Source organism: Pseudoclavibacter terrae, from assembly GCF_008831075.1.
Lineage (GTDB): Bacteria > Actinomycetota > Actinomycetes > Actinomycetales > Microbacteriaceae > Pseudoclavibacter > Pseudoclavibacter terrae.
In genome coordinates this window covers 62,483-81,249 of the sequence record NZ_WBJX01000002.1, presented here as the reverse complement: position 1 = coordinate 81,249, position 18,767 = coordinate 62,483, and the positions used below count along the sequence as shown (strand labels likewise).

At 69.6% G+C, this 18,767-nt stretch carries 17 protein-coding genes; 7 read left to right on the top strand and 10 right to left on the bottom strand.

All coding sequences use genetic code 11. The features are described from left to right. Window positions 1–30: 30 nt before the first annotated feature. Together F8O03_RS06635 and F8O03_RS18505 are read left to right on the top strand one after the other, a co-directional pair. Entirely contained in the window at window positions 31–1,293 is a 1,263-nt protein-coding gene (locus F8O03_RS06635) for an MFS transporter (protein WP_151423186.1), read from the top strand. 124 nt (window positions 1,294–1,417) lie between these two features. Next, window positions 1,418–1,543, top strand: a complete 126-nt coding sequence (locus tag F8O03_RS18505) for a hypothetical protein (RefSeq protein WP_280115564.1) — start codon at window positions 1,418–1,420, stop codon at window positions 1,541–1,543. Window positions 1,544–1,553: 10 nt separating this feature from the next. Here the strand turns inward: F8O03_RS18505 and glsA (F8O03_RS06630) are convergent, their stop codons facing one another. The 4 genes from glsA (F8O03_RS06630) to F8O03_RS06615 all read right to left on the bottom strand — a co-directional run bounded on the left by glsA (F8O03_RS06630) (window position 1,554) and on the right by F8O03_RS06615 (window position 6,917). Then, complete coding sequence (gene glsA, locus F8O03_RS06630) at window positions 1,554–2,534, bottom strand: glutaminase A (protein WP_271983323.1); 981 nt, start codon at window positions 2,532–2,534, stop codon at window positions 1,554–1,556. Window positions 2,535–2,643: 109 nt separating this feature from the next. Then, a complete protein-coding gene (gene glsA / locus F8O03_RS06625) occupies window positions 2,644–3,690 on the bottom strand; it encodes a glutaminase A (RefSeq protein WP_244295996.1) in 1,047 nt (348 codons plus the stop codon). A 9-nt stretch (window positions 3,691–3,699) separates the two neighbouring features. After that, a complete protein-coding gene (locus tag F8O03_RS06620; protein ID WP_425280948.1) occupies window positions 3,700–5,412 on the bottom strand; it encodes a flavin monoamine oxidase family protein in 1,713 nt (570 codons plus the stop codon). Further along, window positions 5,409–6,917 (bottom strand): amino acid permease, encoded by a 1,509-nt coding sequence (locus tag F8O03_RS06615; RefSeq protein ID WP_151423185.1) that lies wholly within the window; start codon window positions 6,915–6,917, stop codon window positions 5,409–5,411. The genes F8O03_RS06620 and F8O03_RS06615 overlap by 4 nt, the downstream gene beginning before the upstream one ends. Window positions 6,918–7,051: 134 nt before the next feature. Between F8O03_RS06615 and F8O03_RS06610 the strand changes: the two genes are divergently transcribed. The 5 genes from F8O03_RS06610 (at window position 7,052) to F8O03_RS06590 (ending at window position 12,700) form a co-directional block, all read left to right on the top strand. Further along, complete coding sequence (locus F8O03_RS06610) at window positions 7,052–8,560, top strand: PucR family transcriptional regulator ligand-binding domain-containing protein (RefSeq protein ID WP_167516507.1); 1,509 nt, start codon at window positions 7,052–7,054, stop codon at window positions 8,558–8,560. A gap of 161 nt (window positions 8,561–8,721) precedes the next feature. After that, complete coding sequence (locus F8O03_RS06605) at window positions 8,722–10,464, top strand: sensor histidine kinase (RefSeq protein WP_151423183.1); 1,743 nt, start codon at window positions 8,722–8,724, stop codon at window positions 10,462–10,464. Further along, entirely contained in the window at window positions 10,452–11,132 is a 681-nt protein-coding gene (locus tag F8O03_RS06600) for a response regulator transcription factor (RefSeq protein ID WP_151423182.1), read from the top strand. Before F8O03_RS06605 ends, F8O03_RS06600 begins: the two co-directional genes overlap by 13 nt. 75 nt (window positions 11,133–11,207) lie before the next feature. Then, complete coding sequence (locus F8O03_RS06595) at window positions 11,208–11,768, top strand: RNA polymerase sigma factor (RefSeq protein ID WP_151423181.1); 561 nt, start codon at window positions 11,208–11,210, stop codon at window positions 11,766–11,768. Beyond that, window positions 11,765–12,700 (top strand): hypothetical protein, encoded by a 936-nt coding sequence (locus F8O03_RS06590; protein ID WP_151423180.1) that lies wholly within the window; start codon window positions 11,765–11,767, stop codon window positions 12,698–12,700. Before F8O03_RS06595 ends, F8O03_RS06590 begins: the two co-directional genes overlap by 4 nt. Window positions 12,701–12,704: 4 nt before the next feature. Here the strand turns inward: F8O03_RS06590 and F8O03_RS06585 are convergent, their stop codons facing one another. From F8O03_RS06585 to F8O03_RS06560, 6 genes are all read right to left on the bottom strand, one after another. Next, window positions 12,705–13,931: a serine hydrolase domain-containing protein gene (locus tag F8O03_RS06585; protein WP_151423179.1), complete on the bottom strand. Its 1,227-nt coding sequence runs from the start codon at window positions 13,929–13,931 to the stop codon at window positions 12,705–12,707. A 44-nt stretch (window positions 13,932–13,975) separates the two neighbouring features. Beyond that, on the bottom strand, window positions 13,976–15,634 hold the full coding sequence (gene dacB / locus F8O03_RS06580) for a D-alanyl-D-alanine carboxypeptidase/D-alanyl-D-alanine endopeptidase (RefSeq protein WP_151423178.1): 1,659 nt from the start codon (window positions 15,632–15,634) through the stop codon (window positions 13,976–13,978). After that, window positions 15,631–16,824 carry a serine hydrolase domain-containing protein gene (locus tag F8O03_RS06575; protein ID WP_151423177.1) on the bottom strand — a complete coding sequence of 398 codons (1,194 nt, stop codon included), beginning with the start codon at window positions 16,822–16,824 and terminating at the stop codon, window positions 15,631–15,633. The genes dacB and F8O03_RS06575 overlap by 4 nt, the downstream gene beginning before the upstream one ends. Before the next feature lie 150 nt (window positions 16,825–16,974). Then, window positions 16,975–17,202 carry a hypothetical protein gene (locus F8O03_RS06570; protein ID WP_151423176.1) on the bottom strand — a complete coding sequence of 76 codons (228 nt, stop codon included), beginning with the start codon at window positions 17,200–17,202 and terminating at the stop codon, window positions 16,975–16,977. Between the two features lie 76 nt (window positions 17,203–17,278). Then, window positions 17,279–17,500, bottom strand: a complete 222-nt coding sequence (locus tag F8O03_RS06565) for a hypothetical protein (RefSeq protein WP_151423175.1) — start codon at window positions 17,498–17,500, stop codon at window positions 17,279–17,281. A 213-nt stretch (window positions 17,501–17,713) separates the two neighbouring features. Continuing rightward, entirely contained in the window at window positions 17,714–18,736 is a 1,023-nt protein-coding gene (locus tag F8O03_RS06560; protein ID WP_151423174.1) for an MBL fold metallo-hydrolase, read from the bottom strand. Window positions 18,737–18,767: the final 31 nt, after the last annotated feature.

Below are 18,767 nucleotides of genomic sequence, written 5' to 3'. Positions count from 1 at the left end.
TCAGAACCAGAGGTCCGCAACATGCAGGTCATGCCCGAACTCACCCCCTTCCGGCGAGGAATCGCCCTCTTCGCGCTCGCGCTCGGCGGGTTCGGCATCGGCGTCACCGAGTTCGCCACCATGGGGTTGCTGCCCGACATCGCGCGCGAGCTGCTGCCCGGCTTCGAGCAGAACCCGGATGCGGTGATCGCGCAGGCGGGCATCCTGATCTCCGCGTACGCCCTCGGCGTCGTCGTCGGCGCCCCCGTGTTCGCGGTGCTCGCGGCCCGCATGTCGCAGACGAAGCTCGCCTTCTGGCTCCTCGGCATCTTCATCGTCGCCTCCGCCGCATCCGCCCTCATGCCCGACTTCGGCACGACCGCGATCATGCGCTTCATCGCGGCACTCCCTCACGGCGCGTACTTCGGCGTCGCATCCCTGCTCGCTGCCCGCATCATGGGCCCAGGCAAGCAGGGCCAGGGCGTCGCGCTCGCCCTCTCCGGCCTCACGATAGCCAACATCTTCGGCGTACCCCTCGCGACCTGGCTCGGCCAGGCCAGCGGCTGGCGCTACGCGTACGTCCTCGTCGCGGCCATCTTCTTCGTCACCTTCCTGCTCGTGTTCTTCTTCGTGCCCCGCTACCCCGGCAACCCCGAGCGCAGCGCCATGAAAGAGCTCATCGCCTTCAAGAACCCGCGCCTCTGGATCATGGTCGCCGTCGGCGCCATCGGCTTCGGCGGGTTCTTCGCCGTCTACTCGTACATCGCCGAAGTCACCACCCGCGAGACCGGCCTCGGCCCCGGCATCGTGCCGTGGGTGCTCGCGACCCTCGGCGTCGGCATGACGCTCGGCAACCTCATCGGCGGATGGGCGGCCGACCGCAACCTGACGCGCACGATGTTCATCGGCTTCGGCTCGTTCATCGCCTCACTCGTGTTCTACAGCCTCATCGCGTCGAACCCGGTCGGCCTGTTCATCGCCGTGTTCTTCCTCGGCCTCACCTCGTCGTCGCTGCTCCCCGCCATCCAGTCGCGCCTCGTGCGCATCGCCGACGAAGCCGCCCTCCTCGGCGCGGCCATCAACCACGCAGCCTTCAACGTCGGCAACAGCCTCGGCGCGTGGCTCGGCGGCATGGTCATCGCGGGCGGCCTCGGCTACCTCGCCCCCGGGTGGGTCGGCGTCGTCCTCGCCGTGCTCGGCATGGGACTCACCGCACTCGGCGTCTCCGTCGAACGCCGCGACAAGCGCCACTCGCTCGACACCACCGGGCTCCGCACGATCCCCGCCTCAGAACGCGCCGACGTCGGCGCGTAGGCCGCGCGGCGCGCCATCGCTGCCAGCGATAGTGCCGCTCTCGGTCGCCGAAAAGGGCTCGTTGCCTGGCAGCGCTCACCAGACTGGCGACACTTCTTCGCAGCAGCGAGTCGGACCCACATTCATGCGTTGCCACAACGGCCGCCCGCAGCAAGGCGTGGTCACCGGCGGCCCGTGGCTCACCGCCGGCGCGATGCTGCTGCTCGTCGTCATCTTCGCCCCGTCGCTGCGGCGCGACCGCAACGAGTGACACCGCGCCCCTACTGCACGGTCGACGCGAAGAGGTTCAGCCCGAGCTTGTTCGACAGGTGCCTCGTGGCGCGGATGCCGCGCACGCTGTTGCCAGCCGCATCCAGCGGCGGGGAGAACGTCGCGAGCGAGCCCTTGCCCGGCGCGATCGTCACGATGCCGCCTGACACACCGCTCTTGCCGGGCATGCCCACCTCGAACAGCCAGTCGCCGCTCGCCTCGTACATGCCGTTGGTGGCCATGACGGACAGCACGTCGCGGCTCACGGACGGGTCGACGACATCGATGCCCGTGATGGGGCAGTCGCCGCCGTCGGCGAGGGTCGCACCCATGGTCGCGAGGTCCTCGGCGGTGACGAGCAGCGAGCACTGGCGCGTGTACAGCTCGGTGACCTGCATCGGGTCGAGCGAGATGTGCCCGTAGCTCTCCAGCAGCCTCGCGATGCCCCGGTTGCGGGTGTTCGTCTCCATCTCGGACTCGTACACGCGCTCGTCGATCTCCAGCTCGTGACCCGCGAACTTCGACAGGCCGGCGTGGATGAAGTCCCACTTCTCATCCCACGTCGTGCCGGGCACGAGCGACGTCGTCGCCAGGGCACCCGCGTTCACGAGCGGGTTCATGGTGCGCCCGCCGTTCAGCTCGATCGCCATCACCGAATTGAACGGCAGCCCAGTGTTGTTCACGCCGATACGCTCCCGCACCTCCACGTGGCCGAGCTCCTGCACGACCAGCGCGTACACGAACGCCTTCGAGATCGACTGGATCGAGAACGGCAGCTGCGCATCCCCGAACGAGAAGCGGTGCCCCGTCGCCGAGGTGAGGCTCAACCCGAACCAGCCGGAATCAGCCTCCGCGAGCGCCGGAATGTAGTCGGCAACCCGCCCGTCCTGCACGTCGCGGTACCGCTCGTACGTCTCGGACAGCATCTCGCGCACCCGCGCCTGGTCCGGGAGGTTACCCGTCGACACGACCCGACTGTCCGGGGCCACCAGGTCGGGTTCGTGCGGGAACTCGGTCGGATGCTCGAGCAGCGTCGAGCGCGGGGCGTCAGCGGCCCGCTCGGGAAGCGCCTGTTCGGGGAGAGTCGTCACATGGACGAACCTAGTCTTGAACGGTGCCGGACGCGAAGAGGTTCATGCCGAGCTCGTTCGACAGGTGTCTGGCCGCCTTGATGCCGCGCACGCTGTTGCCGGCGTCGTCGAGGCGCGGCGAGTAGCTCGCGAACCCGCCCTTGCCCGGTGCGATCGTCACGAGCCCGCCCGAGACGCCGCTCTTCGCGGGCATCCCGATCTCGTACAGCCATTCGCCGCTCGCCTCGTACAGCCCGTTCGCGGCCATGACGGCGAGCGCATCCCGGGACGCCCCCTGCCCGATGACCTGCTCCCCCGTCTTCGGGTTCCGCCCGCCGTCGGCGAGCGTCGCCCCCATGACGGCGAGGTCCTCCGTGCTGACGAGCAGCGCGCACTGGCGCGTGTACAGCTCCGTCACCTCGTGCGGGTCGAGGGTGATGTGCCCGTAGCTCTGCAGCAGGCGCGCGATGCCCTGGTTGCGGATGTTGTTCTTGCGCTCCGACTCGAACGCGTCCTCGTCGATCTCGAGGTCGCGCCCCGCGAACGCGGACAGGCCGCGGCTAATGAAGTCCCACTTCTCCTCCCACGTCTCCCCCGGCGCGAGGGCCGACGTGGCGAGGGCGCCCGCGTTGACGAGCGGGTTCATGGTGCGGCCGCCGTTGAGCTCGATCGCCATGACCGAGTCGAACGGCAGGCCCGTGTTGTTGACGCCCACCATCTTGCGCGCCTTGGTGTGCCCGACCTCCTCGCGCACGAGCGCGAACACGAACGCCTTCGAGATCGACTGGATCGTGAACAGCAGCTCCGCGTCGCCGCGACTGTAGCTCTGCCCCTCCGTCGAGACGATGCAGATCCCGAACAGGTCGGGATCCGCATCCGCCAGCGCGGGAATGTAGTCGGGCACCTCGCCGTCGTCGACCGACGAGAACTGCTCGTACGTCTCGTCGATCGCCGTCTTCACGTCGCCCGAGTCGGGCAGCTGCCCCGTCGAGATCGCCGAGCGGCTCGAGTGCACCATCTCCGGCTCGTCACCGAACATGTGCGTTGCGTCTATGGAGCCGTTCCCAGTGTCAGTCACACGCGAAGGCTAGTCGAGGCGCACCGGAGCAAGCTCCGACCACACGTCCCCCGGTCCAGGGTTCTCGGCAGCGGATGCGCCACCCAGGTGCTTCGCGACGCCCCACACGGCGTTGAGGGCCGTCGTGACGGCGCCCTCCGCCCAGCCCGCCGTGAAGGAGATGTCGTCGCCCGCGAGGAAGATGCCCCGCTGCTCGGCGACGAGCTCGTCCTGCACGAAGTGCCCGAAGAGGCGCTCCTGGTACCGGTAGTGGCCCGGCAGGTTGTTCTTGAAGGCGCCCATGTAGTTGGGGTCGGCCTCCCACGACACGGTGATCGGCTCGCCAACGATGTGCGCGCCGATGTCGAGGCCCGGGTAGATCTTGTCGAGCGAGTGCAGCATGAGCCGCGTGCGCTCCGACGCGTCGAGCGCCAGCCACTTGAGGGCGTCGTCGTTCCACGTGTAGGAGAGGAGGATGACGGCGGGCTTGTCCGGCCCCTCGTCGATCAGGTAGGTGGCCCGCGGCAGGCGGTCGGTGAGGGTCATGCTCATGACCGGCTTCCCCGTCGCCGGGTCGAGGTCGCGCCAGAACGGGCGGTCGACCATGACGAACGTCTTCGACGAGAGCATGTAGTGGCTCTTCTCGATGGCCGTCCACATCTCGGGCGTGAAGAGCGCCTCGTCGGTGTCGATGCGGGCCGAGAGCAGCCACGACTGGCACGTCACGATGGCGGACGCGAACTCCTGCGTGCGCCCCCACTTCTCCGTGATGCTGACCCCGCCGTTCGCGCCGCGCCTGATCGCCGCGACCGCGCCGCGAGGCACGCCGCCGTGGAGGCTCGCGAGGCTCGTTCCCTCCGGCCAGTGCTCGAGCTCGCTCGGCTCGTGGTGCCACAGGTCGACGGGCAGCTTCTGCGCCCCGCCCACGATGCGGCGGTGCGCGTCGTCGGCGTTCGTGAACACGACCCGCAGGATCTCGAGGATCGAGTTGCCGAAGTCGGTGTCCCACCCGCCCGTGCCGAAGCCCACCTGCCCGAAGGCCTCGATGTGCTCGAAGCTGAGATCCCTGAAGGCCGCGCTCTCTGCCACGAAACCGTAGAACGAGCGGTTGTCGAACTTCCCCACCAGCTCGTTCCAGGCGGCCTTCAGGGTCTCGGTGTCGCGCGCCCGGATGGCGTCCTGGATGCGAACCAGGTCAGCCTCCTCCGTGAGCGCGCGCTTCCACGCCTCGGCCACCTCCGTGAAGAACGGTGGCAGATCGGCGGGAGTCTCCGCGTAGAACGAGGTGCCGGCGAGCTCGATGACGGTCGACGGGGTCACCTCCGCGAGCGGGTTCGGGAACGCCTGCGTCTCGAGCCCGAGCAGGTCCACGTAGTGGTAGAACGCGCGCCCCGACTCGGGGAAGCGCATCCCGCCCAGGTCGGCGATGACGCTCGGAGCGGCGTCGAACGACCGCGTCTTCAGGCGTCCACCGATGCTGTCGGCCTCGAAGATGACGGGCTTGAGGCCCATCTTCATGAGCTCGTAGGCGGCGACGACACCTGCGACGCCGGCGCCGACCACGGCCACCTCGGTGCCGCGGCGGTGCTCCGGCACCGACCCGAGGCCCGCCGGGTGCGCGAGGAACTCGTCGTAGCTGAACGGGAAGTCCGGGTTGAGCATGGTCACCGGCTGCGGGTCCTGCGGCGTGGATGAGCCTTCCGCCCGCTGGGGGCCGCTCGGCATCGGGGTCGCGATGGTCACTTGTGCTCCTTCATGATGACGGGGGTCGCGGCCGTTGCCGCGTTGACGTAGTCGTTCTCGCTCATGGCGCCGACGATGGAGTGCTTCCGACCGTACGCGAAGTACAGGGCGACGCCCACGACCATCCACAGACCGAACACCATCCACGTGGTGCCGCCGAGCGTGACCATGAGGCCGAGGCACATGACGATGCCGAGGATGGGAACGACGGGGAAGAACGGCACCTTGTAGCTGCGCGGCAGCTCGGGGCGGGCGCGGCGCAGGTAGATGACCGAGAGGTTCACGAGCGCGAACGCGAACAGGGTGCCGATGCTCGTCGCATCCGCCAGCTCGCCGAGCGGGATGAACGCGGCCACGATCGCGATGATCGTGCCGACGATGACCGTGCCAGCGACCGGAGTGCCCGTCGAGGGGCGCACGCGGCCGAAGATCTTCGGCACCATGCCGTCGCGCGACATGCGGAACAGGATGCGCGTCTGCCCGTAGTAGACGGTCAGCACGACGCTCGCGATGGCGATGACGGCGCCCACCGAGAACATGAGCGCGAGCGCCGGCTGGCCCGTGATGTCCGTGAGGATGCGCACGAACGCGGCCTCGCCGTCGTTGAACTCGGTCCACGGGAGCGCGCCGATGGCGGCGACCGCGACGAGGATGTAGACGACCGTGACGATGACCATCGACAGGATGATCGCGCGCGGCAGGTCCTTCTGCGGGTTCTTCGCCTCGTCGCCCGCCGTGGAGGCGGCGTCGAAGCCGATGTACGAGAAGAAGAGGCGGCTCGAGGCGGCCGCGACGCCGGCCGCGCCCATGGGGGCGAGCGGCTCGAAGTTCTGCGTCGTGAACGCCGTGAAGGCGATGAACACGAAGATGAGCAGCACGATGACCTTGATCGCGACCATGACCGTGTTGACCCAGGCGCTCTCCTTCGCACCGCGCACGAGCAGCAGCATCGCGACGATCACGAGGGCCGCGGCTGGCAGGTTGAAGAAGCCGCCGTCGAGGCCGATCGGGTTCGCGAGGGCCGGCGGCAGAGCGAGGCCGAAGACGCCGAGGGTCTCGTTGACGTACTGGCCAGCGCCGACGGCGACGGCCGCGACAGAGACGCCGTACTCGAGCACGAGGCACCACCCGCAGACCCAGGCGACACCTTCGCCCATCGTCGCGTACGAGTAGGAGTAGCTCGAGCCGGAGACGGGAACGGAGCTCGCCATCTCCGCGTAGGAGAGGGCGGAGAGGAGCGCGGCGAGTCCGGCGACCGCGAACGCGATCCACACGGCGGGACCGGCCAGCGGGACCGCGGTGCCGAGGATCACGAAGATGCCCGTGCCGAGCGTCGCCCCGACGCTGATCATCGTCAGCTGCCACATGCCGAGCGTGCGCTTCAGGCCGCCCTCGCCAGACTCGGTCAGCGACTCGTCGGTGAGCTGCTCCAGCGGCTTGCGTCGCAGAAGCTGCGCGCCGAGCGGCGTGCGGGACCTGCCGGTCGTGGTGGGTGATGTCGCCATTGACGGTTCCGTTCTTGATCAGGGATCGATCAGCTCTGTTGAGCGTGGCCATCGTATGGTCGCACCGCGCAGCGCAGACACGGGCGATATGCTCGGTTCGTCGCGAAGATGCGACAGAATGCACGGAGGCTCGCATGCCATCACCCTCGTCACCGCACGGCCAGATCACGATCGCCCAGCTGCTTGCACGCCCCGAGCTGCACCTCGAGGCGGTCGTCGACGGAACCCTCGACACGAGCATCCGCTGGGTCGCCTCCAGCGACCTCCCCGACCCGACCCCGTACCTGCTCGGCGGCGAGTTCCTGCTGACCGCCGGCGTGGGCCTGCGCGGCCTGGGTGACGAGGAGCTCGCAACGTACGTCGACCGGGCCGTGCAGACCGGCGTCGTCGCCCTTGGCATCGGCATCGGCCCCGTCTTCACGTCCGTCCCCACGGCACTCGTCGACGCCTGCACTGCCCGGCAGCTCACACTCGTCATGGTGCCCAACGACACCCCGTTCGTCTCCGTCACCCGCACCTTCGCCGAGATGACGGAGCTGCGGCGAGTGGATGCGCTGCGCACGCTCGCCGACGCCACCCGCAGGCTCCTGCGCGCCGCATCCGCCGACCAGCCCGAGACCGCCGTCGCGGCGGCCCTCGCGGAGCGCCTCCACTCGTGGGCCGCGGTCGTCGGCCAGGGCGGGACCGTGCGCGCCAGGGCGGGGCAGGTGCCGCCGGCTCCCGTGCTGGGCGCTCTGGCCGAGGCCGCCGACCCGACCAAGAGCGGTCACGCCATCTACCCGCTGCGCAGCCTTGGCGGCGCCTCCCTCGGCACCCTGCTCGTCGAGGCTGCTCCCCCGGCCGGCTCGACAGCGCACGCGTTCCTCACGACGGCCCACGGCATGCTCGAGCTCATCGCCCGACAGCGCACCTCCGGCAGCGTCGCGCCAGGGCAGCTGCTCGTGCCGCTGCTCCTCGAAGAGGGCGACGTCTTCGCGCGCTCGAACGTCGGCCAGGACGGCGAGCTCTGGCGCGAGCTGCTCGCGCAGGCCGCAGGCGGCGACGCGCGCGCCCGGACGCTTCGGGTCGTCGTCGCCTGCGCACCCTCCGCCGGGAAGGGCACCAGCGAGCTGCACCGCTGGCGGAGCCTCTTCGACACGAAGCTCGTCACGATCTCCGCCGAGCACGCCACGGTCACCCTCATCACGCGCCTCGACGTCACCGAACGACGGCTCTCGTCGCTCGTCGACGAAGGCTGGAGCTTCGTCGTCGGCAGGCCCGTCGCACCCGAGCAGCTGCGCGCATCCGCCGCCGAAGTCCGCGCCCTTGAGCGTCGCGCGCGCGAAGACGGCGGAGTGGTGCGCGTCGGCGCCGACCTCGCCCCCGTGCACTCGTTCATCGGCACAGCCTCAGGCCGGGCGCTCGCCGACCGGCGCCTCGAACCGCTGCTCGCCCTCGACGCCGACGCGCGGGACGCGAAGCTCGCGCTGCTCCGAGCCTGGCTGCACGCCAACGGCCACTGGGACGCGACCGGCCGCGAGCTCGGGATCCACCGCAACAGCGTGCGCCGCGGCATCGACCAGCTCCGAGGACTGCTGGGGCTCGACCTCGACGACGCCCGCGTGCGTGCCGAACTCGTGATCGCCCTCGACTACGTCGAATAATCCCCGTTCATCACCCGGGGTCAGAGTTCACTCGGCGCGAGCTGGCGGGCCGGGATAGGCTTCGGTCCACGCTCCCCCAGCGCGCAGCACCGCACCCCGCGAGTCCAGCCTTCGCGTGGCGCACCCCTGTTTCACTTGGCTTGAGCTGAGGTGACCTCGACGTGACCCGATCCACCGATGCCCGAGCAGCACGTGTCCCCCTCCGTGCGACGCGAGGCGACGCCCTCCGGCCAGCCCTGCTGCTCATCGCCGTGCTCGCGCTCGCCCTCGGCGGCATGCAGCTCGCCGTCGGCGTCACCGCACCCGTCCCGTTCTGGGTTCCGGCGGCCTTCACCAGCGTGTTCTTCGTCTGGACTGCCGCCGGCATCATCGCCTGGTGGCGGCGCCCCCTGAGCATGGTCGGCGGGCTGCTGCTCGTCGGCGCGATCGCCATGTTCCTCGGCGGGGTCGGCAACCTCGCCCTGCCAGTGCTCACGGAGCTCAGCGCCGTCTTCGCCACCATGATCCTGTCCGTCACCGTGCACCTGCTGCACGCCTTCCCCTCCGGGCGGCTGCAGGGGCGCCTGTCGGTCGTCACCGTGAGCGTCGGGTACGGCGTGACGCTGCTCCTGCAGATCCCCCTCTACGTCCTGCCTCCTGACTCCGCCTCGCACGTCATCGCCGTCTGGGTGCAGGCGGCCGTCGGGCTCGCCGTCATGGGCGTCACCGCCGCGCTGCTCATCCGCAGGCTCCGCTCGGCCGACCCCAAGAACCTGCGGGTGCTGCTCCCCTTGTACCTGTACGGCATCCTGGCCGTGCTGAGCATCCCCCTCTCCGCGAACGTGCTGCGCCTCCTCGGCACTCCCGGCGAGGTGATCGGCTCCATCCAGCTGGTCGTCATCGCGGGCCTCCCCATCGCCTTCCTCCTCGGCGTGCTCATCGGCGGCTACTCGCAGACCGTGGAGGCGGAGGCACTCAGCGCCTGGCTCAGCCTCGCCGGATCCGCGCGCACCGTCGTCGGCGCAGCCCTCGCCCGCTCGCTCGGCGACGACTCGCTGCGAGTCGCGTACTGGGCCGACGACCGGCAGGCGTTCGTCGACGAGGAAGGACTCGACGTGGATGTGCGCGCCCAGTCCGAGCCGCGCCGCTGGCAGGAGGTGCACGTCGAGTCCCGACTGGTCGGTGCCATCAGCTACGACGGGCGGATGATCGCCGACGCGGAGAGCGTACGGCGTGCCGGTCGCGTGCTCGCCATCGCACTCGACCGCGAACGCCTTACGGCGGCGCTCCTCGCCAGCAACGAAGCGCTGCAGCAGTCGAGGCTCCGCATCGTCGAGACCGCCGACCGCGAGCGCGGCCGCATCGCCCGGGACCTCCACGACGGGCTGCAGGTGCAGCTCGTGCTGCTCGCCCTCGAGGCGCAGCAGATCGCGAACTCATCCGACGCGCATCCGTCGACCGTGACCGAGGCGACCGCCTTGCGGCACCGCATCGACGTCGCCGCCGCCGACCTGCGCAGCCTCGTGCACGCCGTGCTGCCGTCGGCGCTCGTGGAACGCGGGCTGACCGCGGCCGCCGAGGACCTCATCGATCGCCTCGAGATCCCGGCGCGGCTCGTGAGCGACGCCGACGATGCCGCTCTGCCCTCCGCCACCTCGCAGTCGGCGTACCTCATCGTCGCCGAAGCCCTCACGAACGCCGTCAAACACTCGGACGCGCGCTCGGTGGAGGTGCGCATCACGCAGACGGGAAGCCTGCTGAGCGTCTCGGTGCGGGACGACGGACGCGGCGGCGCGCGCCTCGAGGGCGGCTCCGGCCTGAAGGGGCTCGTCGACCGCATCGACACCCTCGGCGGGTCCTTCGCGTTGATCTCCCCGGTCGGGTCGGGAACGGAAGTACGAGTGGAGCTGCCATGCGAGTCGTGATCGGTGAAGACGAGGCGCTGCTGCGGGAGGGCCTGGGGCTCGTCCTCAGCAACGACGGATTCGAGGTGGTCGCCTCCGTCGGCACGGCCGTCGAGCTTGAGGTCGAGGTCGCACGCCACACCCCCGACCTCGTGATCACCGACATCCGCATGCCCCCGACCTTCACCGACGAAGGCCTTGTCGCGGCCCTCCGCATCCGCCAGGCCCACCCCGAGGTGGCGGTCGTCGTCCTCTCACAGCATGTGCAGCGGCGGTACGCGAACGAGCTGATCGGGCAGCGGGAGGGAGGCGTCGGCTACCTGCTCAAGCAGCGCATCGCCGACGTGCGCGCCTTCACCGCGGACCTGCGCCACGTGCAGGCCGGCGGCACGGTGCTCGACCCCGACGTCGTCGCGGTGCTCGTCGCGCGCGCGAGCAAGCTCAGCGGGCCGGTCGGCGACCTCACCCCTCGGCAGCTCGAGGTGCTCGGCCTCATGGCGGAGGGGCGCAGCAACAGCTCCATCGCCGCCCGCCTCGGGTCGACCGAGAAAGCCATCGTGCACCACACGTCGAACATCTACGACGCCTTCAGCCTGCCCGTCGCGGCCGACGACCACCGCCGCGTGCTCGCCGTGGTCCGCTACCTGGCGGCCGCCGGCGATCTGGAAGGCGGAGCGAGCATCCGCTGAAGGCACCCGCGTGTCCCTCGAACCCCGACCTGCGCGGATTTGTAACAGGCGCGCGTTTCTGGGCATGTAGGAGATGTGAGCCCGAACAGACTCGAGAACCACCGCGCGGAGCGCTTCTCCGCGCTGTACGACGACAGCTACGTCGACGTGCTGCGCTTCCTCGCCCGCCGTGCGCCTCTCGACGCGGCCGAGGACGTCGCGCACGAGGTCTTCCTGACCGCGTGGCGCCGCTTCGACGACGTGCCGACGCTCCGCGACGAGGCGCGCGCCTGGCTGTTCGGGACCGCACGCAACTGCCTGCTCCGCGAGTGGCGAGAGAGCGGCAAGCGGAACGACCTCAGCGTGCGGATCGCGGACGCCGAGCACACGACGCCGTTCAGCGACGAGGCGACGGCAGCTGACACCCGCCTCGACCTCGCCACCGCGTGGCGCCGCCTCGACCCGAGCCACCAGGAGGTCCTCTCGCTCGCGATCTGGGAGCAGCTCCCCTCCGCCCTCGCCGGAACGGTGCTCGGCATCAGCGCCCAGAGCTACCGCGTCCGCCTGCACCGCGCCAGAGCCGCGCTGCGTCAGCACCTCGAAGAGCCGACACCACCACCTCACTCCCCCTCGACCGTGACGGAGCACCAGGCATGAACGTCGACGACGAAACTCTGAAGCAGCTGCGAGGGCTCGACGCAGCGTCGTTCACGACCCTGACCGAGAAGCAGCGGGCACGAGCCGCGACGGGCAAGGCAAGCATCCTCGCCACCTCTCTGGAGGGTGAAGCGCAGCCGGTCCCCTCCGCCCGTTCTCGCAGAGTACGCGCACGCACTCGCTCCCGACTCGCGTGGAGCATCGGCCTCGTCGCCGTGACGGGCGCAGCCGTGGCAGCACTGGTCTTCGCAGCGACCACCTACCTGGGCGACCCGGCGCCCATCGTCGGCACCACGCCGGACGCGACGAGCGAGCCGTCACCGACGGCGCCCGCACCCGCAGATCAGCCGCAGCTGACCGAAGCCGAGGCTGTCGCCGGATGCGTCGAGGCGTGGCGACCCGATCCGTCCATCCAGTCACCAGAGCGGTACAACGCGACCTACGTGAACGACAAGGCCATCGCGAACGTCGTGGACGGCGAATGGCAGATCACCCTCGTTCCGACGCAGCGGCCCCAAGCCGAATGGAACCTCTACTGCAACTCGACCGGCGAGGTCGTGATGATCTACACCAACGGCTACGAGGATTGGCCGACGCTCGAAGAGACGCAGACCACGACGATCGCTGAGACGGTGCTCCTCGCGGCCAATCGGGCCCCGGAAACGGTCATGGAGACTCAGGACGGCGGGACGCTCGGGCTCAACGAAGGCCGCTGCTGGGTTGTGATCCAGGGCGACTACCAGACTCTGGTGCAGTTCCCCTTCGGCTCCACCCTCACGCCGGACGGCTTGAGCGTGGAGGTTCCTGGTGTGGGAGTTGTCGGCGTGGGCGACACCATCGAGGGCGGCGGGGTCGGCCACGCTGCTCCCGAGACGCCTGCGGTCTGCGGGGGCCCAGGCCAACCCATGATGTTCTGGCAGGTGGTCTCGTGACCCGCTAGCCCTCCACCGGCTTGCTGTAGAGCGCCCCGATGAGGGCCTTCGCGATCTCGGTGGCCGGCCCCTGACCGTTGGCCGCCGGGGCGAGGTTCGCCCACACCACCAGCGTGACGTCGGCCTCCGGGTCGTAGCCCATGAAGGAGTTGAAGCCGGGCAGCTCGCCAGTGTGGCCGTAGAACTGTCCGAAGTGCGCGATGTTGTAGCCGTACGACGGGTCGGCGGGGTTCTTCGTCGTGGGCTGGAAGCTGTCCATCCGCGCCTGCTGCATGTCGGGTTCGAGGATGTCGCCGCTCTTCCCGCCGAGCGCTTCTACCCAGTCGGCGAGGTCACCCGCGGTCGAGATGCCCGAGCCGGCAGACCAGGCCCACGACGGGTTGTCGAGGGTGCCGTCGTTGGGCGTGAACGTGCCCTCCTCGACCTGCTTCATGAGGTCCGGCGGCAGCTTCGACGAGCCGAGCGTGTTGACGTTGGTCCACCAGAAGTAGCCGTCCGAATGGGGCGACGGGATGCTGCTGTCGCCGATCTCAGGGAACGACGTCTCGTCGAGGCCAAGGGGCGTGAAGATGCGGTCCTGGTAGATCTCGGCGAGCGGCTTGCCGTCGAGGTCCTCTGCGATGAGGCCGAGGAGGATCGTGTTGGTGTTCGAGTAGTGGTAGTCGGTGCCCGGCTCGAAGTCCACGGGCAGCGGCAGCGCCATCTTGATGAGCTCCTCCGGCTGCCACACCCGGTCGGGTTCCTCATCCAGTGCCGTGTTGAGCTCCAGCGTCTCCGTGTAGTTGGCGAGCCCGCTGCGCATGAGCAGCATCTGCTCGATGGTGATGTTGTCGCCGTTCGGCACGTCTGGCCGGTACTTCGACACCGGGTCCTCGAGCGCGATCCTGCCCTCCTGCACGAGCTGCAGGATGACGGTGCCCGTCCACGTCTTCGTGTTGGAGCCGACGCGGATGTGGTCGTCGACCGAGACGGGCGTGCTGCCGCCCGGCTTCGTCACGCCGTAGGTCGCTGTGAACTCCCCCTCCGGCGTGCGCAGCAGCATCACCGCGCCCGGCTGACCGAGCGCCTCCGCGGTCTCCTCGAAGAGCGCGGTCACGGCGGCCTCGTCGAACGGCTTGAGCGTGGATGCGGGTGCTTCCGTCTCGGCGGCCTGCGCCGAGCAGGAGACCAGCGCCAGGGCCGCGACCATGGCGGCCGCCGTGTACGTCGTTCTCTTCGCGAGCTTGGACATGCGCTGTCTCCTCTGGAATTGCGTGGGAACTCGGAGATTCCTGGTCAGTAGGCCTGCTGGATGATCGCCGCGACCTGGCCGACGTTGTCGTTCGCTTCGAAGACGCCCGGCATGCCCTCGTAGAAGCCCTGGTTGACGATGATCGTGAAGGCCAGGTTGCGGCCTGACTCGGTCTGCATGACGCCGCCGAGGGTCTTGGTCGCCAGGCGGAGCCGGCCGTTGAAGGCGTCGCCGCCCACGAGCGTCCCCGTCTTCGCGTACACCTTCCCGGCGGCGGGACTGTCCGTCTGCACGTCGGCGAGCGACCCGTCGACACCCAGGATGGGCATCGTGTCGCGCCACCGCTCGGCGTCCGGCCGCTCAGCCATGAGCGACTGGATCTGCACGGCATTCCTCGGGGTGATGTAGTTGCCCTCGAGGCCCGAGCCGTCGACAAGCGAGGCGCCGGTCGTATCGAGGCCGGCCTCGGCCCAGATCGCCTGCGCGACGCCCATGCCATCCTCGTCGCAGTCGTTCTTGCCCGCGTCGACCGCAAGTCGGCAGATGAGGGTCTGCGCGCCGCGGTTGTAGCTGACCTTCATGACGTAGGTGATCTCCTCGGCGAGCGGGAGCGATTCGAGCTCGGCGACCGCGGGCAGCGCCTCGACGGCATCCCACTCGGGGAGCGCCGACGTCGGGTTCTCCGCGAACGGGTCCGCGCTGACCGTGACGCCCGCGCGTTCGAGCGCCTCGATGAAGGCCGTGCGCGCGAACGTCGACGGGTCGTCGAACTCGAAGACGCGCAGCACGGGGTCGGCATCTGCGGCGATCGTGCCGGACACGACGAGCGTGTTGGGGTCGCTCGCCGATACCTTCGGCGCGGAGACCTTGGACTCCTCGCCCGCAGGCACCGTCTCCACCTGCAGGTCCAGCGTCCACTGGCCGACAGCTGGCGTGAGGGCCGCGGTCGCGGGCTGACCCGCCTCCCCCGGCGTGACGAGCACGTCGAGGAGGTTCTGGTTGATGACGATGGGCGTGATGGGCTGCTCAGCGAGCGTTCCCTGGAACAGGCGGTCGTCGATGATCACGTCACCGGTCACCGTGGTGATGCCAGACGCCTTCACCTGCGCGGCCAACTCGTCGAGGCCCGTGAGCGGATCCTCGGGGGTGAGCGTCGCACCCGGCAGCGGGTTGGCGTCGTTGTGGTCGAGGTTCGTGAAGCTGACCGTGCCGTCGGCCTTCGTGCGACCGCCCATCGTCAGGTCGCCCTGACCGACAAGCACGAGGTCACCGTCGAGGCTCCCCGCCGTCACCTGCCCGGACTGCTTCACGGGTGTGGTGACGGTGTGGTCTGGCCCCCACTTCACCCAGGCCGCCCCCGCACTGTAGGTCTTCACGAACGAGCCGGGCTCAGCGAGCTTCTCCCCGTCGAGATCGATGAGCGTCTCCCCCGTGTCCAGGTCCTCCACCGAGATCGACCAACGGCCGCTCGCGAATTGCGGCTGATTCATCACCTCGAGCGCCTCATCCGGGAGCCCCGGAACCGAGACGAGCGTCGTGCCGTCCCACACCGGCACCTCCGCGTCGTTCGCGTCGGCCGCGACGCACCCCGTGAGCAGCAGCATCGAGACGGCCCCCGCCGTCAGGACGCTCACGCCGCGGCCGAACTCTGGTCGGCGCATCCGCACGGCACCCTCGCCCGAGCCGGGCTTGCCGGCGATCATGCGCCCGTTCCGTTCGCGAGGACCTCAGCCAGCGCACGGAAGCCCTGATCCGCTGGATGCGCATCCGGGTTGTTCGAGACGTTCATGTACACGACGATGCTCGCCCCGGTCGCCTGGTCGTGGAAGGTCGCAGCCGTGAAGCCGAGGCCTTCGCCGTTGTGCCCCAGCCAGCCATTCGTCTCCCCCATCCCGACCGCGTACAGGTCGTAGGGCGGGCTCGGGATCTTGTGCCCGATCTCCCGCAGCTCCTGCGTCTCAGGCTTCAGCAGTGCGCCCGTGCCGAGCGTCTCGGCCCACGCCCTGCCGTCTTCGAGGGTCGAGAACAGCGAACCGGCCGGCCCGAGGATCGAGGAGTTCTCCTCCATCGGCATCGGCTCGCCATCGATGACGTACCCGGTGGGATGCGGCTCCGCCCAGTCGTCGACGTCCGTGATGTACGTCGTGCCGGTCTGGCCGAGCGGCGTCAGGATGCGGTCCTGGATGGCGTCCGCGTAGGCCGTGCCGGTGACCTTCTCGACGACCGCGCCGAGCAGGTTCGTGTTGGCGTTCGTGTACAGGTACTCGGCGCCGGGCTCGAACTGAGCCGGCTGGTCGAGGACGAAGCTGTTGAGCTCCTCGAGCGTGTAGATCCTGGTCGGGTCGGCCAGGAACTCGTCCTGGAAGGCCTCGGTGACGTAGTCGGCGTTGCCGCTCGACATGTTCGCGAGCTGCAGCAGCGTGATCTTGTCGCCGTTCGTGACGCCATCGACGTACTGGTCGATCGTGTCGTCGAGGCTCAGCTCGCCCTCGTCGGCGAGCTGCAGGATCATCGAGACCGTGTACGACTTGGTGATGCTGCGGATGGGCCACGACATGTCGGTCGTCGCCGGCGTGTTCGCCTCCACGTTCGCGAGGCCCGCCGCTGTCGTCCACGAGCCCTGGCCCGGGATCCAGACACCGGCAGCAGCACCCGGAACGTCGTACTCGGCCATGACCTCGTCGAGCGCGGCCTGCAGCTCGTCCTGGAGCTCGCCGGGCAGCTCACCCTCCGGCGCGGCCGACCTGGTCACCTCCGGCAAGACGGGGTCTGCGGAACTGCCGCCACCGTCGCCGCCCGCACTCGTGCATCCGCTCAGCAGCAGGCCGAGCGCGGCCGTCGCCGCGAGCGGCAGGAATCGGGAGGTTCGGTGTGGAGCCTGGTGCGTCGGCATGATTCCTCATTCGTCGAGGTTCCCTGAGACGCGTCGGGGGTGTGGCGTCTCGAGGATCAGACTCGCGGATGAGTGCGGGGCGCGGAAGGGACCTAGGTCCCTGTTGGTCTGGCCCCGTCGGGAAGCTCCTCGGGAGCCAAGGCGCTGGCCTCAGCCGGAGGGATTCTCAACCGGGAAGCCGTCGGCATCCGTGCCTGCTTCAGGGTCGACCTCGCTCGGCGGGGTGGGCGTGCTCTCATTGCGAGCCGCGTCCGGGTCGCCACGGTCCTCTCCCACGGCGCGGACGCTTCTCAGCGCGTCCCGCTCGGCGGCCTCGGCCGCCTCCGCTGCGCTTGGACCCTCGTTGGACGTGTCGGCACCTACTGGCTCATCGGTCATGATTCGGACGCTACGCGACGAAGATCTGTGGGCCCGAGGGGTTGCGCGCCAGCGCTGGCGGTGCATCCTTCGGCGTTCAGCGGTGGCCCGCGTCCTGGTCGCCGCCCTCACCCGACGCGACCTGTGCGTCTCGTCGCCTGCGCACCGCCTCCCGGTAGACAACCCAGAGGAGCGTCGTCGGCAGGATCAGCAGGACGCGCAGGAAGAGGTCTCCGGTCTGGAAGGACGCGGCGACGACAAGTATCGACAGCAGCACGAGGCCCGCGAGAATCCAGCGGCGTTCAGTCGTGGTGTTCATGTTGACCTCCGGCGTTCGAAGTTGTGGCTCGTGGTGCGATCAAGCTCGCCTGAATGCGCTCTCGACCTACCCAAACAGTCGTCGCTCCGCGTTCGCTCCGCACGCTCCCGCGCATCTGCCAGGAAGGTTGGTATGGCGACGCGGCGACGCTCCAGCAGTCCGGCGTATCGGCGGTCCGGCGCACCGGCGACGCCAGCCCGGGCAAGGCTGCTCTCAGGACGAGCCCGTCCGCACCGCGTCGACGTGCATCGCCGTCTGCTGGAGCGCCGAGCGCAGCGAGAAGCCGGTGAGCTTCTCCCAGCCGGCCGACCACGTCAGGCGCGAGGCGATCTCGAACATCGAGGCGTCAGGCGAAGACGCGAGGACGCCGACGACCTCGTCGGTGCGCTGCTGATGGTGGCGCGCATGTTCAGCGCACCGCTGCGCGAGCCCCACGAAGCGGAAGCCGTGGCCCGGCACGGCCTCGTCGACGCCGAGCTCGATGATGCGCCGCAGCGAGCGCTGGTACTGCAGGACCGGGTTGTTGCCGTCGTCTCCGCCGAGGCCAAGCCCCGGGTGCAGCACCGGCGAGACGTGGTCGCCCGTGAAGACGAGGCGGGCGTCGTCATCGACAAGCGACAGGTGTCCCGGCGTATGCCCTGGGGTGTGGACGGCGCGCATCCGCCGCCCAGGGACGTTGAGCAGCTGAGCATCATCGACGAGCACGTCGGCCTGCAGCGACACGGGCGTCGCCGAGCGTCCCACGAGCGTGAGGATCTCGGGGTGGCGGTCGACCGGCACTCCCCAAGCAGTGAGCCGCGTGCGTTCGGCGGCGGCGGTCGGGCGGTCGGCGGCGAGCCGGTCGAGTGCCGCCTGCTCGGCCCGGTGCAGCACGATGGGCGCCCGCGTGGCATTCCGAAGCCGCTCGGCGGAGCCGAGGTGATCGTGGTGCAGGTGCGTGACGATGATCGATCGCACCTGGTCGAGCCGGTGTCCGGTGCCCGCGATGGCTTCGGCGAGCATGCCGAGGTTCTCGTCGGAGCCCGAGCCTGGATCGACGACGTGCACGCCGCCCGCATCATCGGCGACGATCGACGCGAGCGTGCACGGGATCCGCCCGCCCGGCGTCGGCCCCGGTGGCATCGGGATGCCCACGGTCCAGATCCCGTCGCGGACGAACTCGAGCGGCGCGACAACCCCGGCGTCCCAAGCCGCCTCCTGCGGGGCGCTGCGGGCCACGACCCCGGAACTGCTCATCGCTCGCTCACCAGGTCGGACACGTTGCCGC

Bases quoted from the DNA above. Each gene is read 5' to 3' on its own strand.
- F8O03_RS06635 (WP_151423186.1), top strand. From the start codon at position 31: ATGCCCGAACTCACCCCCTTCCGGCGAGGAATCGCCCTCTTCGCGCTC.
- F8O03_RS18505 (WP_280115564.1), top strand. From the start codon at position 1,418: ATGCGTTGCCACAACGGCCGCCCGCAGCAAGGCGTGGTCACCGGCGGC.
- F8O03_RS06615 (WP_151423185.1), bottom strand. From the start codon at position 6,917: ATGGCGACATCACCCACCACGACCGGCAGGTCCCGCACGCCGCTCGGC.
- F8O03_RS06610 (WP_167516507.1), top strand. From the start codon at position 7,052: ATGCCATCACCCTCGTCACCGCACGGCCAGATCACGATCGCCCAGCTG.
- F8O03_RS06600 (WP_151423182.1), top strand. From the start codon at position 10,452: ATGCGAGTCGTGATCGGTGAAGACGAGGCGCTGCTGCGGGAGGGCCTG.
- F8O03_RS06590 (WP_151423180.1), top strand. From the start codon at position 11,765: ATGAACGTCGACGACGAAACTCTGAAGCAGCTGCGAGGGCTCGACGCA.
- F8O03_RS06585 (WP_151423179.1), bottom strand. From the start codon at position 13,931: ATGTCCAAGCTCGCGAAGAGAACGACGTACACGGCGGCCGCCATGGTC.
- dacB (WP_151423178.1), bottom strand. From the start codon at position 15,634: ATGATCGCCGGCAAGCCCGGCTCGGGCGAGGGTGCCGTGCGGATGCGC.
- F8O03_RS06575 (WP_151423177.1), bottom strand. From the start codon at position 16,824: ATGCCGACGCACCAGGCTCCACACCGAACCTCCCGATTCCTGCCGCTC.
- F8O03_RS06570 (WP_151423176.1), bottom strand. From the start codon at position 17,202: ATGACCGATGAGCCAGTAGGTGCCGACACGTCCAACGAGGGTCCAAGC.
- F8O03_RS06565 (WP_151423175.1), bottom strand. From the start codon at position 17,500: ATGAACACCACGACTGAACGCCGCTGGATTCTCGCGGGCCTCGTGCTG.
- F8O03_RS06560 (WP_151423174.1), bottom strand. From the start codon at position 18,736: ATGAGCAGTTCCGGGGTCGTGGCCCGCAGCGCCCCGCAGGAGGCGGCT.